The following is a 13,924-nucleotide window of genomic DNA, read 5'->3' as shown; positions in this document are numbered from 1 at the left end:
AACAGTGGACGACTTTTGCTCCGCCCAATGGCAGACTTTCTCACCGCCGTTGACATATCACAAATCCGATGAAGACCCGCCCGTAGATCCCTTGCACTCGCTGCATAAGCTGCCCAATCACCGAAATCGTCAAGACCAGTCCCTTCTCCCACGCGTAGTCCGAAGTCTTCTTCGCCGACATTTTGAGAAGCCGAACTGAACAGTCGCACCATGGCTTCCAACGGGATACGCGCCTTCGGGGTTTCGAGAACCGATGAAGGAATGCCCGTTTCCACCATAAGGCGACGCAGTGCCTTTCTGCTGGACATTTTGCGCACCAAAGTAGGCAAAGCCCCCAGTTCCGAAACTGTCACCATGGGAAATGACGAACTGAACATAAACAACAGGTTATCGGCAAAGCTAGCTTGAAGCAACCGTCCCGGCGAACGTAGTTCGTTGCTAGCGGTTTGTCGATTGTCAGACAATGACTTGTAGCATTGTACAAGAGAGTTACCGCGGGGAGTTTCTCTCTAGACACAAAATTGTTCTTGAAAAGGCGAGTTCTGATTTCTGCTAAGGTCCGCTTCGGGCTGGAAGCGGCCATCCGAAAACCTTCCCCGGCAATACGGCGATGGCGCGAAACAAGCAAAGAATGAGACCCGAAGATATGGAGCCTCGAACCAAGAAAGTTGAAGGTTAATGCGCCCAAAGTTTTGGGCCAAAAATGCAATTCTTTGGGCGAAATGCAAAGCTATGGGCGCACCTACAAAATTCTTAGAAATCCAGGTTCTCGACGCTGAGTGCGTTTTTCTGAATGAACTCGCGGCGCGGTTCCACCACGTCGCCCATCAGTTTGGTGAACAGATCATCGGCCTCGACCATATCATCTACACGCACCTGCAAAAGCGTACGCGCGTCTGGGTCCAGCGTGGTTTCCCACAGCTGATCCGGGTTCATTTCACCCAGACCTTTGTAGCGCTGCAGCGACAGGCCCTTTTCGCCTTCTTCCAGAATGGCGCGCAAAAGGTCTAGCGGGCCGTGGATCGCCTGCATCCGGTCGCGGCGGATCAGTGTAGCCGGAGTGTTGTAGACCTCTTGCAGGCTTTGTGTGAAGCTGCCGGTCTTGCGGGCTTCGCCCGAGCGCAACATGGGGCCGTCCAGCGTGCGGACCTCTTCGACGCCGCGTAGGATACGAGCCAGACGGATGCCGTGATCCTGCGTGATCCGGCCTTGCCAGCCACGCTCATATTCCAGCGCGATCAGGTCCAGACGGGCGGCGACCTTGTCGGCGACGCCTTGCAGGTCGGCATCGACGGCGCCCGGAACGAAGGCCCCGGCTACTGCCGCCTGTTCCAGAATGTGGCGCGGGTAGTGGGTTGGGAAGGCGTCCAGCACGCGCTTCAGTTGACGCGCCTCGTCCACCACGCGGGTCAGGTCCTGGCCTATGATCTCTTCGCCTGAGCCCAATTTCAACACCGCACCCTCAACACCTTGATTGATCAAGTAGTCATCCAGTGCCGCTTGGTCTTTCAGGTAAACCTCTGATTTACCGCGCGAAACCTTATAGAGCGGTGGCTGCGCGATATACAGGTATCCGCCCTCGATCAGCTCCGGCATCTGCCGATAGAAGAAGGTCAGCAACAGCGTCCGGATATGCGCGCCGTCGACATCCGCATCGGTCATGATGACGATCTTATGGTAGCGCAGCTTTTCGATGTTGAACTCATCGCGGCCAATGCCGGTGCCCAGCGCCATCACGAGATTACCGATCTCCTGCGAAGACAGCATCCTGTCAAACCGAGCGCGCTCGACGTTCAGGATCTTGCCACGCAAGGGCAGCACCGCCTGAGTCAGACGGTCCCGGCCCGTTTGGGCCGAGCCGCCCGCCGAGTCACCCTCGACCAGAAAAACTTCGGTCTTGGAGGGGTCTTTCTCGGAACAATCTTTCAGCTTACCGGCCAGATAGTTCACATCCATTGCGGTCTTGCGGCGCGTCAACTCGCGGGCCTTACGGGCGGCCTCACGGGCCAAGGCGGCCTCAATGATCTTGCCGACGATCCCTTTGGCTTCGTTCGGGTTCTCTTCGAACCACTCGGCCAGCTTTTCATTCATCAGACCTTCGACCGCCGGGCGCACCTCGGAGGACACCAGCTTGTCCTTGGTCTGCGACGAGAATTTCGGGTCGGGCACTTTCACCGACAACACGCAAGTCAGACCTTCGCGTGCGTCATCGCCGGTGAAGCTGACCTTTTCCTTCTTCGCAATCCCGCTGGACTGCGCGTAGTTGTTGATCGTCCGGGTCAGAGCACCGCGGAAGCCCGCCACATGGGTGCCGCCATCGCGCTGCGGGATGTTGTTGGTGAAGGGCAGCACCGTCTCATGGTAGCTGTCATTCCACCACATCGCGATTTCGACACCAATGTCGTCACGCTCGCCCTTGATATAGATCGGTTCAGGCATCGCAGGAGTTTTGGACCGATCCAAGTACTTGACGAACTCTTTGACGCCACCTTCGTAGAACAGCTCGGTTTCCAGACGCTCCGCCGGGCGCTCGTCGATTAGGATGATCCGCACACCCGAGTTCAGGAAGGCCAGCTCGCGCAGACGCTTTTCAAGCGTCTCAAAGGAGTATTCCAAGTTCGAGAACGTGTTGGTCGAGGCCAGAAAGCGCACCTCGGTCCCGGTGCGATCCCCACATTCACCGACGACCTTAAGATGTTCAGCCGTCTCACCACCTTCAAAGCGCGCCACATGTTCCTTACCGGCGCGCCAGATGCGCAGCTCCAGCCAATCCGACAACGCGTTAACCACCGAAACGCCGACACCGTGTAGACCGCCAGACACCTTGTAGGAATTGCTATCGAACTTACCGCCCGCGTGCAGCTGGGTCATGATGACCTCGGCCGCCGAGACACCCTCTTCGGGGTGAATATCCACCGGAATTCCGCGCCCATTATCGCTGACCGAGACACTGGAATCGGCGTGAATTTTCACAGTCACATGGTCGGCGTGACCGGCTAGAGCCTCATCAATTCCGTTGTCCACAACCTCATAGACCATGTGGTGCAGGCCCGAGCCATCGTCCGTGTCGCCGATGTACATCCCCGGACGTTTGCGGACCGCCTCTAAACCTTTGAGAACTTTAATGGAATCAGCGCCGTATTCTTGTGGTGCCTGTGCGTCTTCGGACATGCCGTTAGTACCTATATTATTTTGGTAACTTATACGTTTTCTGGTGGGGAATGTCACGCGCTCCCCCAACATTTTGTGGCTCTGACGGGCAAAACCTGCGGATCAAAGCCGATCAAGATCAGCGGCGATGTCCGCAGCAATTTCTGACGCGTTCACATCGTCGCGTTCCGCTGACAGCCTCAAGCCCAGAAGGTCTGATTGATACCGGGCTGCAAGGCGATCCGGGTCGTGGTCCGGGCCGATTTCACCGGCCTTTTGAGCACTGCGGAACAGGTCAGAGAAACAGGTTTTCATCGCGACCATGTGCGTGCGAGCCTGCCCGGCCAGATCATGGTCTTTGGCCTGCAATTCAGCATATGTTTTGGCCAACATGCAGGCTTTGGTCGGCAGTCCCGACGCTTCGACCACGCGACGCGGCTGGGCCTTGAGCGCGCCGAGCGGGCCCAACTCCTCGGCCAAGGCCATCATGTTTGCGACCCCGTCCTGCGCATACCGCTCCAACGCCAAAGCATAGAGCGCATCCTTTGACCCGAATGCCGCGTAGAAGCTGCCCGGCTTCAGGCTCAATTCACGTTCCAGGTCCTTCAACGATGTTCCGGCCCAGCCGTGACGCCAGAAAATGTCACGAGCCTGCGCGATCAAAGCATCGCGGTCGTATGAGGGTTTTCGGGGCATCATCACACCAATACTTGAACGTTCACTCAAATATATACTTGAGTGATCACTCAAGAAACCCTAAATACGACTCATCGCGCCAGAAACAGGAGTTCCGACATGGCCAATTTCCCGTCTCATGACCTCGAATCCGCACCCGAAGGGTCCAAACCGCTGCTCGAGAAATCTCAGGCGGCATTCGGTCGCCTGCCCGGCCTGCACAAGGTGATGGCCGAAAGCCCACAGCATCTGGAAGGCTATCAGGTTCTGCACGGCTTGTTCATGCAAACCGATTTCGACAATGACGAGAAAACCGTTGTCTGGCAGACCATCAACGTAGAAAACGAGTGCCACTACTGCGTGCCCGCCCACACCGGCATCGCCAAAATGATGAAGGTTTCGGACGAGATCACCGAGGCCCTGCGCAACGAAACCCCACTGCCATCAGCCAAGCTTGAAGCGCTGCGCACATTCACGCTGCAGGTAATGGAAACCCGCGGCAACCCAACCGAGGAACAGCTTCAGGTGTTTTTCGATGCAGGCTACTCGCACCGCGCCGTTCTGGACGTGGTGCTGGGTCTGGCCCAGAAAACCATGTCGAACTACGTCAACCACATGGCCAAAACCCCGGTCGATGAGGTTATGCGCGGTTTCCTGTGGGAGCGTAAAATCAGCGAACCGGCCTAAGAGGTGACGACCGAGCCCTCATTGCCTTCGGTCACGATTAGCGTTTGGGCTCGCTCTCCCAATTCCGCAAACAATTCAGGCCCGGTGCCCGTCATCCAGGCCTGAGCGCCCAGCGCGCAAATCTCGTCATAAAGCGCCGCGCGACGTCCGGCATCCAGATGTGCGGCCACTTCATCCAGCAACACGATCGGTGGTGCCCCCACCATTTCGGCCAGCGCCCGCGCGTTTGATAGGACCAACGAAACCAACAAAGCCTTCTGCTCTCCGGTCGAACAATCCTTGGCCGGCACGCCCTTGGCGGCAAACACCCCATACAGGTCAGACCGATGCGGCCCGACCAGAGTGCGCCCCGCCCCCAGATCGCGAAACCGGTTTTCGTTCAGCGCTTCACGCAGATCGTCCGCCGTTTCGGGCATCTCCCCTTCGGTTTGCACCAGTTCCAGATCAGCCGAGGGGAAGGCAGTCTCCGCCTGCTCTTGCGCTGCGCGCAGATGGTCCAACGCCGAAAGCCGCGCGGTGTGTATGCGATGGCCAGCCTCGGCCATCTGCCCTTCCAGCGCCGCATACCAATGGGCATCCCGCACCTGCTCTTTCAGCAGGCGGTTCCGCTCGCGCATGGATTTTTCATATGTCAGGGACGCCTCGGCATGAGTCGGATCGAAACTCAGCGCGATGCGATCCAGAAACCGCCGCCGCCCCTCGGCGCCTTCGATCCACAGCCGATCCATCGAGGGGATCAGCCAGACCACCCGCGCCAGCTTTCCCAGATCAATCTGGCTGGCCGCCTTGCCATCAATCCGGACCTGACGCGCCGCGCCCCCTTCGGACCATGTTTCGATCTCGTAACTTTGCCCTTGCGCGCTCAACAACCCGAACAACTTCCAGCCCAGCGACTCGGGTCGCCGGGTCATCTCGGCAGCACTTGCCCGTCGCATGCCACGACCGGGCGAAAACAGGGAAACTGCCTCCAGGATATTGGTTTTCCCGGCCCCATTCGGCCCATGAATAGCAACGGGCCGCCCATCCAGGGACAACCGCGCCAGCTTATGAGACCTGAAATGCGAGACCGTAAGTTCGGTCAGGGCCAAGGTCATGACCCCTCCCTTCATCTTTTCAAAAATACTCCCGCCGGAGGCATCGCGCGCCAGCGCGATCAGACGCGCATCGGCATGACAACGTAAACCGCGCTCAGGTCATTGCCTTCGCGCATCAAGGTCGGGTCACCAGCCGAGTTAAACAGGAACACCGCGTTCTCACGATCCACCTGGCTAGCGATCTCGAGCAAATATTTCGCGTTGAACCCGATCTCAAGCCGCTCATCGCCATAGGCCACGGCCAACTCTTCCTCGGCCGCGCCACTATCGGGAGCGTTGACCGACAGGACCAGTTTGTCCGCGTCCAGCTGCAATTTCACAGCACGCGAGCGCTCCGACGAAACGGTCGCAACCCGGTCCACGGCCTGCGCAAATTCGGCGGCATCCACTTCAAGCTGGCGGGTATTGCCCTGCGGAATCACTCGCGTGTAGTCGGGGAAGGTGCCGTCGATCACCTTCGATGTCAGCGTAATATCCGGTGTTGCAAAGCGTACCTTGGTTTCGCTGACCGAAACGGCGATATCCATTTCGTCATCATCCAGCAGCTTGCGTAGCTCGCCCACGGTTTTGCGCGGAACAATCACACCGGGCATGTCCGCTGCTCCGTCCGGCAGGTCCGCGTCAATTCGGGCCAGACGGTGACCGTCGGTAGCCACACAGCGCAGAACCTTGCCGCCCTCGGACCCGTCGGCCACATGCATGTAAACCCCATTCAGGTAATACCGGGTCTCTTCGGTCGAGATGGCAAATTTCGATTTGTCGAACAACCGCCGTAGCAAAGCTGCCGAGGCGGTAAAGTTCGATTGATACTCAGAGGACGCCATCACTGGAAAATCTTCCTTTGGCAGGGTCGCCAGCGAGAAATTCGACCGGCCCGCCTCAACTGTCAGACGCCCCGCTGCACTGTCTGCAGTCAAAGTAACAAGCGCCCCATCCGGCAGTTTGCGCACAATCTCATGCAGGGTGGTCGCAGCAACGGTCGTCGCGCCAGCCTTTTCGACCTGCGCCGGAGCCTTGTCCACCACCTCGATATCCAGATCCGTGGCGCGGAACAGGGCCTGATCGCCTTCAGCCTCGATTAGCACGTTGGCAAGAATGGGAATAGTGTTGCGACGCTCCACAACTGATTGGGCCTGCGAAACGGCCTTAAGAAGGGTGCCGCGTTCGATGCTGATCTTCATACCCTCAATTCCTCTGACTTGCGTGCCGAAAACAGGCGGGACTGGCACGTTAGCGGTTCCACCCTGAGGCACAAGGATTTTTTACGGATTTCTGGGTTGGAATGGCCAATGCGTCAAGGGCCGCGTGGCCCCACAGGCACAGTTCACGTCCAACCGTGGAGAATTGCGCACAAGAAAACGCCCCGGACCTTATTATCCGGGGCACCTCCTGAGCGGTAGGGGATAAAGCCTAGGCTTCCAGCGCGCGACGCAGCATTTCCACGTCTTCCGCGATCTGGCCATCGGTGGTTTTCAGCTCTTCGATGCGCTTGACGCCGTGCATAACTGTGGTGTGGTCGCGTCCGCCAAAGCGGCGCCCAATCTCGGGCAGCGAGCGGCTGGTCAGTTGCTTGCACAGATACATCGCCACCTGACGCGGGCGGGCATAGGACCGCAGGCGCTTGGGTCCGATAATGTCGGACAGGCGGATGTTGTAGTAGTCCGAAACTTTGCGCTGGATTTCCTCGACGGTGATCTTGCGCTCCGAAGCGCGCAGCACGTCAGCCAGACAATCCTGTGTCAGTTCCATATCAATCTCGCGACCCACCAGAGACGCGAAAGCGAACAGACGGGTCAGGGCACCTTCCAGCACTCGGACGTTGGTTGAGATGCGATGGGCCAAGAATTCCAGCACACCATCGGCAATGGTCAGGTCAGGGTAAGTACTGCTGTACTGCTGCACCTTGTTTTGCAGAATGCCCAGACGCAATTCGTAATCGGTTGGATGCAGGTCAACGACCAGGCCGCATTGCAGGCGCGACTTCACACGGTCTTCCAGATCCTTGATCTCACCGGGGGCGCGGTCGGCCGAGATGATGATCTGCTTGTTCTGGTCCACCAGCGCGTTAAAGGTGTGGAAGAACTCTTCCTGAGTCGAGTCTTTGCCGGCGATGAACTGCACGTCATCAACCATCAGCACGTCGACCGAACGGAACAAATGTTTGAAATCCATCATCCGGCGCTCGCGCAGAGCCTGCACAAAGCGATACATGAATTGTTCAGCCGACAGGTACAGCACATTCAGCTCAGGGCGCTTTGTCTTCAACTCCCAGGCGATGGCGTGCATCAGGTGCGTCTTGCCAAGACCTACGCCACCATAAAGAACCAGCGGGTTGAAGGTGACGGGACCACCTTCCGAAACGCGCCGCGCAGCGGCATGAGCCAATTCGTTGGGTTTACCAACCACGAAGGTGTCAAAGGTGAAACGGGCATCCAGAGGCGCGGCCTGCAATGATTCGAGCGCATCGCTTGCTGGTTCGGCTTGCTGTGACAGGGGGCGGGTCTGAGGGCTGTCCTGCGTCACAGCCGGTGCGGTCGCAGCTGGATTGGTTGACGGACGTGCAGGTGAGTTAGCCGCGACGCGAAACGCCAATCGCTGAACCGATTCTCCTGCGGTGTTCATTTCGTACAGAATCAGATCAGCAAAATTCTGGCTAACGTAATTGCCCATGAAGTTCGTCGGCACCGAGAACACTGCTACGCCATCCTGCACCTCTTGCAGCTCCAGAGGTTCAATCCAGGTGGTGTAGTTGTTCTTGCCGATCGCCTTGAGCAGTTTGTTACGCAGTTGTCCCCATTTTTCTTGTGTCATCAAGCGCCTCACGCATCCCATTCTTTATTGGCCTGTCAGCCTTAATACTCAATTCCGGTTGCCCGGTTATTTCTGCATTCACACGCAATAGGAAACCTACACGCCAAATCACGTGAATCTGGCGGGTTCGTCCCCGAAAGTCCGCACAACCAAACGGTTGGGTACCCGACAAAGGACACCCCGTATGCCGGGTTGCGCATCGCAATCAATTTTTACGACAGGGCTCAGATCTTTGGTTTCCCATGACCTTCAGCAGATCAGCACAACAGCCTTAGCCGTTTTGCCGACATTCGTTTCACAACCACCCTGATGCCCGTCAGTTTGGTCGGTGAAACAGCCTGTCCCCCCAAGCGAGTGAATCGCTGTAACAGTGGTAACAAGAGGCCTATGCTTACGGCAACGAAACTCTGATGTTGACTCGGGTCTTTCGCCGAAAGAATCTCTCAGGCTTGTGAAGACGCGGCATTCCGGCAACAGCAGAAAAAAGGCGCCACGGATTGTGGCGCCTTTTTAAACAATTCAACCTTGTTTTGTTGACGCAAGGTCAACTTAAGCGATTAGCCCAGCGCCTTTACGCGAGCCGACAGGCGCGACATTTTCCGCGACGCCGTGTTTTTGTGGAAGACGCCTTTGGTGACGCCGCGCATCAGCTCGGGCTGAGCCGCGCGCAGGGCTGCGGTTGCGGCCTCTTTGTCGCCGGATGCGATCGCTTCTTCGACTTTGCGCAGATAGGTACGGATGCGCGAGCGGCGTGCTTTGTTGATTGCAAAGCGCTTTTCGTTCTGACGTGCGCGCTTTTTAGCCTGGGGCGAGTTTGCCATGTGATTCTGACCTTCGTTCGGTACGGTTATGTTCGGTTACGCGTCACGGAATATCCGCACCGGATCAGAAATCACGAGTGTGAGTCGGGCCAAGCGGGCCGCACGCGCATGTATAGCGGCGCTACCTATCCAAGTTTTCAGGCTTTGCCAAGCTGATTCTTTCAAGCTGCATAGCAGCCATGAAAAAGGCGGGACTTGCCCGCCTATCCCAGCCCTATCGCAATAGCTCTTATTTATCCCGGAACTGCGCCGCACGCTTTTCCTGGAAGGCGGCCATGCCTTCTTTCTGGTCTTCGGTCGCAAACATCGAATGGAAGACGCGGCGTTCGAAAAGCAGCCCCTCGCTCAGCGTAACTTCATAGCTGCGGTTCACGGCCTCTTTGGCGGCCAGCGCTGACAGTTGAGATTTCTCAGCGATTTTCTGGGCCGCGCCCACGGCTTCTTCCATCAGTTTCTTTGCCGGAACAACACGGCTCACTAGCCCTGCGCGCTCAGCCTCTTCAGCATCCATAAAGCGCCCGGTCAAATTCATGTCCATTGCTTTGGATTTACCAACAAATCGGGTCAGCCGCTGCGTGCCCCCCAAACCCGCAATGACACCCAGATTGATCTCGGGCTGTCCGAACTTGGCCGTATCGGCGGCTATAATAAAGTCGCACAGCATCGCCAGTTCGCACCCACCGCCCAGCGCATAGCCGGAAACGGCGGCTATGATCGGCTTGCGGATCGCGGTGATGCGGTCATTGAAATCACCAAACAGGTTCGAAGAGTAAACGTCCACGAAACTCATCTCGGACATTTCTTTGATATCCGCGCCTGCGGCAAAAGCTTTGTCCGAGCCAGAGATGACGATGCAGCGCACCTTGTCGTTTTTATCCGCCTCCTCAAGCGCCAGGCAAAGCTCCTGTGTGAGCTGGGCGTTCAGCGCGTTCAGCGCATCTGGCCTGTCGAGCTTGATAAGGGCGACGTGGTTTTCAATTTCGACGATGATCGTCTCAAAAGCCATGAGTTGTAAGCTTCCGGTTGTTCCGTTCAGGTACAATTCCTTATCACGCGAGAATGCTGGATCAAGTTATCTTTGGCATTGCGCGCAATAGAAGGATGAGCGACCGGACTGGGTGATTCTTCTTATTGAAGCATCACAGCCTTCGGTCCGGCAGGCTTTTCCCTCGCGCCCATAAACGTCAAAGCTGTGCTGAAAATATCCAAGTTCTCCATCGGCTTGGCGGAAATCCCGAAGGGACGATCCTCCCGCTTCGATGGCCTCCTGCAGCACCTGCCGGATGATCGGAACCAACGCCGCCACACGGGTCGCCGAAATCTGACCGGCCTTGCGACGTGGCGACACGCCTGCGCGATAAAGAGCCTCGCATACGTAGATATTCCCCAATCCGGCAACGATTCCCTGATCCAGAAGCGCGGACTTTACCGGAGCATTCCTGCCCTTGAAGGCGTCAATCAGGTGCTGTTCGTGGAAATCGTTGCCCAAAGGTTCGGGCCCCAGAACCGCCAGCAATTTGTGCCTTTCTGCAGTTGCCGTGGCAAGCAGATCCATCGCCCCAAACCGGCGTGGATCGTTGAAGGTCACACGCGCGCCATTGGCCATGTGAAAGACTACATGGTCGTGTTTCTCGGGCATCGGATGTTCATGCGCGAACTGCCCCAACGGATCGCCAGACACGGTCATCCGCCCGGACATGCCCAAATGGATCAGCAGCGTCTCACCACTACTGAGATCGGCAAGAATATATTTCGAACGCCGCCGCAATCGGTCGATCCGCTGCCCCGTAAGCCGCTCGGCCATCCGTTCGGGGAAGGGCCAGCGCAGATCGGGGCGGTTCACATCCGCGCGCTCGATCACAACACCTTCCATCGCGGGGGTCAGACCCCGCCGGACCGTTTCGACTTCCGGAAGCTCCGGCATGTTCTCTCCTGATTTGCTGCAAGGGCGCTTTCCAACGCCTGCACCATGTCGTCATGTCCGGTTACATATCTCAGAAACCTCGCCCTCTGCCCATCCCGAACTATGCAGGAAACCGAGACCGGTAAGATAACATTGGCAAAATTCTTTCGCGCTTAATCCAGCTTTTCACCAACTCCTTCCGTGCGGCGAACGCGCGAGATCGTGCGATAGGCTGCCCACGCCCGCCAGGTGACAAATAGAAGAGGCAGACCAACACTTAAAAATATTGCAAAAACAGTAAATTTTGGCATGTCAAAAGAACCACTTATCTAAACTGTCTACCGTCTTACGCAACGACTTGGGAAAATCTGTGGCACAACTGCCAATTCGTCGCCCCCTGCTACCATTTCGCGCGATTGTCTTCCCAGCGCTGAGCCCTATAAGGATGGGCAACACTGGCAAAGGCGTCACTTTCATGTCCGACTCCAAAGACAAGACCACTCATTTCGGGTTTGAAACCGTGCGCGAGGCTGACAAGGCCGGGCGCGTGCAAGGCGTGTTTAACTCGGTTGCCTCGAAATACGACGTGATGAACGATGTCATGTCGATGGGCATTCACCGGGTCTGGAAAGACGCGATGATGGATTGGCTGGCCCCACGCCCGGGTCAGCGCCTGCTGGATGTGGCGGGCGGTACTGGCGACATTTCGTTCAGATTTCTGAAACGCGCGGGCCACGGCCACGCCACCGTTCTGGACCTGACCGAGCCAATGCTGGTCGAAGGCCGCCAACGGGCCGAGGCTGATCAGATGGCCGACAGCCTGAACTGGGTAGTCGGTGATGCGATGTCCCTGCCCTTCGAGGACAGCACGTTCGACGTCTACACCATCTCGTTTGGCATCCGAAACGTGACCCGCCCGCAAGAGGCCCTGAACGAAGCGTTCCGCATTCTGAAACCCGGAGGTCGCCTGATGGTTTTGGAATTCAGCCAATTGCCAAATGACGGGCTACAGAAGCTCTATGATCTGTACAGTTTCAATGTCATCCCGCGGATGGGTAAGCTGATCGCCAACGATTACGACAGCTACCAGTATCTGGTGGAATCGATCCGCAAGTTCCCGGATCAGGAAACCTTTCTGAACATGGTTCGCACCGCCGGTTTCGAAAACGCCAAATACCGCAATCTCAGCATGGGTATCGCCGCGCTGCATTCCGGCTGGAAGATTTAATGCGCGGTCCTCACAACATCATACGCCTGATCCGCACAGGCGCCACGTTTGAGCGTACAGGCGCCATGAACGTGGTGCTCGACGCATTTGAAGCCCCCCGTGCGCTGCGCTTTCTGGCACATGCTTTGGGCAAACCGTTTCAGTGGCTGGGCTACAAGGGCGATCCCAACATGCCGCCCGCCACGCGCGCGCTGACAGCGCTGGGTCCAGCCTATATCAAATTCGGCCAGATTCTTTCGACCCGCCCCGACGTGGTGGGCCACGAACTGGCCGCGCAACTGCGCGTGCTGCAGGACAAGCTGCCTCCCTTTTCCCGCGCCGAGGCCATGGCCGAAGTGGAAAAAGAACTCGGCCAACCGGTCGAAGAGGTTTTCGAAGACTTCAGCGAACCGATCGCTGCTGCTTCAATCGCGCAGGTCCACAAGGCCCGGCTGGTCAAAACCGGTGAATATGTTGCCGTCAAAGTCCTGCGGCCGGGAATCGAGCGCGCCTTTCACAAGGATGTGGATGCATTTTATTTCGCCGCTCGCATCGTCGACCTGTTTGCGCCAGGTGCCCGTCGCCTGCGCCCGATGGATGTGATCGAACATTTCGACGGCGTTGTACGCGGCGAATTGGATCTGCGTTTGGAAAGTGCTGCCGCCTCGGAATATGCCGCCAACACCAAGGATGATGCCGGGTTCTGGCTGCCCCCAGTGGTTTGGTCTTTGTCGGCACGGCGGGTGATGACGCTCAGCTGGGCGGATGGGATTGCACTGGGCGACAACGCGGCGCTGGATGCTGCTGGTCACAATCGCCGCGATCTGGCCGAACGGGTGCTGCGACTGTTCCTGTTGCATGCCTTGCGCGACGGGTATTTCCACGCCGACATGCATCAGGGCAACCTCAAGGTCGCGGCCAATGGCGACATAGTTGCCTATGACTACGGAATCATGGGTCATATCGACGAATACACCCGCCGGGTCTATGCCGAGATCCTCTTTGGTTTCATCCGCCGCGACTACAAGCGCGTGGCAGAAGTGCATTTCGAGGCAGGCTATGTTCCCGCCAACCAGGACGTTGACGAATTTGCTCGCGCGTTGCGCGCTGTGGGCGAACCGATATTCGGCATGGACGCCACACATATATCCATGGGCCGGTTGCTGAGCTACCTGTTCGAAGTGACCGAACGATTTGGAATGGAAACCCGGACCGAGCTGATCTTGCTGCAACGCACAATGGTTGTGGTCGAAGGGGTTGCGCGCTCGTTGGATGACCATATCAATATCTGGGAAACCGCCCGCCCCGTGGTCGAGGATTACATTAAACAATCCATCGGCCCGCGCTCTGCCTTGCGAGACTTCGGCAAAACCGCAATGGTCCTTGCCCGCTTCGGACCACGCCTACCTGCCTTGGTCGAAAACGCGCTGATCGCACAGACACAAAAGGACGAACCACAAAAGTCACCCTTGTGGTCCGCCGCCCTGCCCGCCGCCATCGGCGTAGCTGCGGGCGCCACATTGGTCTTGGTGATCACCTCGTTCAGCTAATCGCCGCGCGCTTCATCTGGCTAAAA

General features: G+C 57.5%; 12 protein-coding genes. 3 read left to right on the top strand and 9 right to left on the bottom strand.

Features of this window, described 5'->3' with window-relative positions:
* The 3 genes from GOW93_RS16780 to GOW93_RS16770 form a co-directional block, all read right to left on the bottom strand.
* Window positions 1-464: AraC family transcriptional regulator ligand-binding domain-containing protein (locus tag GOW93_RS16780; protein WP_170386860.1), on the bottom strand; the 464-nt coding region annotated here is incomplete at its 3' end.
* A 289-nt stretch (window positions 465-753) separates the two neighbouring features.
* A complete protein-coding gene (gyrB, locus tag GOW93_RS16775; protein ID WP_170386858.1) occupies window positions 754-3,171 on the bottom strand; it encodes a DNA topoisomerase (ATP-hydrolyzing) subunit B in 2,418 nt (805 codons plus the stop codon).
* A 102-nt stretch (window positions 3,172-3,273) separates the two neighbouring features.
* Window positions 3,274-3,846 (bottom strand): TetR/AcrR family transcriptional regulator, encoded by a 573-nt coding sequence (locus GOW93_RS16770; RefSeq protein ID WP_170386856.1) that lies wholly within the window; start codon window positions 3,844-3,846, stop codon window positions 3,274-3,276.
* A 99-nt stretch (window positions 3,847-3,945) separates the two neighbouring features.
* Between GOW93_RS16770 and GOW93_RS16765 the strand changes: the two genes are divergently transcribed.
* Complete coding sequence (locus GOW93_RS16765) at window positions 3,946-4,512, top strand: carboxymuconolactone decarboxylase family protein (RefSeq protein WP_170386854.1); 567 nt, start codon at window positions 3,946-3,948, stop codon at window positions 4,510-4,512.
* Here the strand turns inward: GOW93_RS16765 and recF are convergent.
* From recF to mutM, 6 genes are all read right to left on the bottom strand, one after another.
* Window positions 4,509-5,606 carry a DNA replication/repair protein RecF gene (gene recF, locus GOW93_RS16760; RefSeq protein ID WP_170386852.1) on the bottom strand — a complete coding sequence of 366 codons (1,098 nt, stop codon included), beginning with the start codon at window positions 5,604-5,606 and terminating at the stop codon, window positions 4,509-4,511. The two genes, GOW93_RS16765 and recF, sit on opposite strands and share 4 nt — an antisense overlap.
* A gap of 59 nt (window positions 5,607-5,665) precedes the next feature.
* Complete coding sequence (gene dnaN, locus GOW93_RS16755) at window positions 5,666-6,787, bottom strand: DNA polymerase III subunit beta (protein ID WP_170351930.1); 1,122 nt, start codon at window positions 6,785-6,787, stop codon at window positions 5,666-5,668.
* A gap of 229 nt (window positions 6,788-7,016) precedes the next feature.
* Complete coding sequence (dnaA, locus tag GOW93_RS16750; RefSeq protein WP_170386850.1) at window positions 7,017-8,417, bottom strand: chromosomal replication initiator protein DnaA; 1,401 nt, start codon at window positions 8,415-8,417, stop codon at window positions 7,017-7,019.
* A 557-nt stretch (window positions 8,418-8,974) separates the two neighbouring features.
* Entirely contained in the window at window positions 8,975-9,238 is a 264-nt protein-coding gene (gene rpsT / locus GOW93_RS16745; protein ID WP_068338617.1) for a 30S ribosomal protein S20, read from the bottom strand.
* 229 nt (window positions 9,239-9,467) lie between these two features.
* Window positions 9,468-10,244, bottom strand: a complete 777-nt coding sequence (locus GOW93_RS16740) for an enoyl-CoA hydratase (protein ID WP_170386848.1) — start codon at window positions 10,242-10,244, stop codon at window positions 9,468-9,470.
* Between the two features lie 66 nt (window positions 10,245-10,310).
* Window positions 10,311-11,162 (bottom strand): bifunctional DNA-formamidopyrimidine glycosylase/DNA-(apurinic or apyrimidinic site) lyase, encoded by an 852-nt coding sequence (mutM, locus tag GOW93_RS16735; protein WP_170386846.1) that lies wholly within the window; start codon window positions 11,160-11,162, stop codon window positions 10,311-10,313.
* A 454-nt stretch (window positions 11,163-11,616) separates the two neighbouring features.
* Here mutM and ubiE point away from each other — a divergent pair, with 454 nt between their 5' ends.
* Together ubiE and ubiB are read left to right on the top strand one after the other, a co-directional pair.
* On the top strand, window positions 11,617-12,369 hold the full coding sequence (gene ubiE / locus GOW93_RS16730) for a bifunctional demethylmenaquinone methyltransferase/2-methoxy-6-polyprenyl-1,4-benzoquinol methylase UbiE (protein WP_170386844.1): 753 nt from the start codon (window positions 11,617-11,619) through the stop codon (window positions 12,367-12,369).
* Window positions 12,369-13,898, top strand: coding sequence for a 2-polyprenylphenol 6-hydroxylase (gene ubiB, locus GOW93_RS16725; protein WP_170386843.1), 1,530 nt, complete (start codon window positions 12,369-12,371; stop codon window positions 13,896-13,898). Before ubiE ends, ubiB begins: the two co-directional genes overlap by 1 nt.
* The last annotated feature ends 26 nt before the right edge of the window (window positions 13,899-13,924 follow it).

Source organism: Ruegeria atlantica (assembly GCF_013032455.1).
Classification (GTDB): domain Bacteria; phylum Pseudomonadota; class Alphaproteobacteria; order Rhodobacterales; family Rhodobacteraceae; genus Ruegeria; species Ruegeria atlantica_B.
This window is presented reverse-complemented; position numbering and strand designations above follow the sequence as displayed.

What these genes read in the sequence shown, in the direction of transcription:
- mutM (WP_170386846.1), bottom strand. Translation starts at nt 11,162, where the DNA reads ATGCCGGAGCTTCCGGAAGTCGAAACGGTCCGGCGGGGTCTGACCCCC.
- GOW93_RS16770 (WP_170386856.1), bottom strand. Translation starts at nt 3,846, where the DNA reads ATGCCCCGAAAACCCTCATACGACCGCGATGCTTTGATCGCGCAGGCT.
- gyrB (WP_170386858.1), bottom strand. Translation starts at nt 3,171, where the DNA reads ATGTCCGAAGACGCACAGGCACCACAAGAATACGGCGCTGATTCCATT.
- GOW93_RS16765 (WP_170386854.1), top strand. Translation starts at nt 3,946, where the DNA reads ATGGCCAATTTCCCGTCTCATGACCTCGAATCCGCACCCGAAGGGTCC.
- dnaA (WP_170386850.1), bottom strand. Translation starts at nt 8,417, where the DNA reads ATGACACAAGAAAAATGGGGACAACTGCGTAACAAACTGCTCAAGGCG.
- GOW93_RS16740 (WP_170386848.1), bottom strand. Translation starts at nt 10,244, where the DNA reads ATGGCTTTTGAGACGATCATCGTCGAAATTGAAAACCACGTCGCCCTT.
- ubiE (WP_170386844.1), top strand. Translation starts at nt 11,617, where the DNA reads ATGTCCGACTCCAAAGACAAGACCACTCATTTCGGGTTTGAAACCGTG.
- recF (WP_170386852.1), bottom strand. Translation starts at nt 5,606, where the DNA reads ATGACCTTGGCCCTGACCGAACTTACGGTCTCGCATTTCAGGTCTCAT.
- rpsT (WP_068338617.1), bottom strand. Translation starts at nt 9,238, where the DNA reads ATGGCAAACTCGCCCCAGGCTAAAAAGCGCGCACGTCAGAACGAAAAG.
- dnaN (WP_170351930.1), bottom strand. Translation starts at nt 6,787, where the DNA reads ATGAAGATCAGCATCGAACGCGGCACCCTTCTTAAGGCCGTTTCGCAG.
- ubiB (WP_170386843.1), top strand. Translation starts at nt 12,369, where the DNA reads ATGCGCGGTCCTCACAACATCATACGCCTGATCCGCACAGGCGCCACG.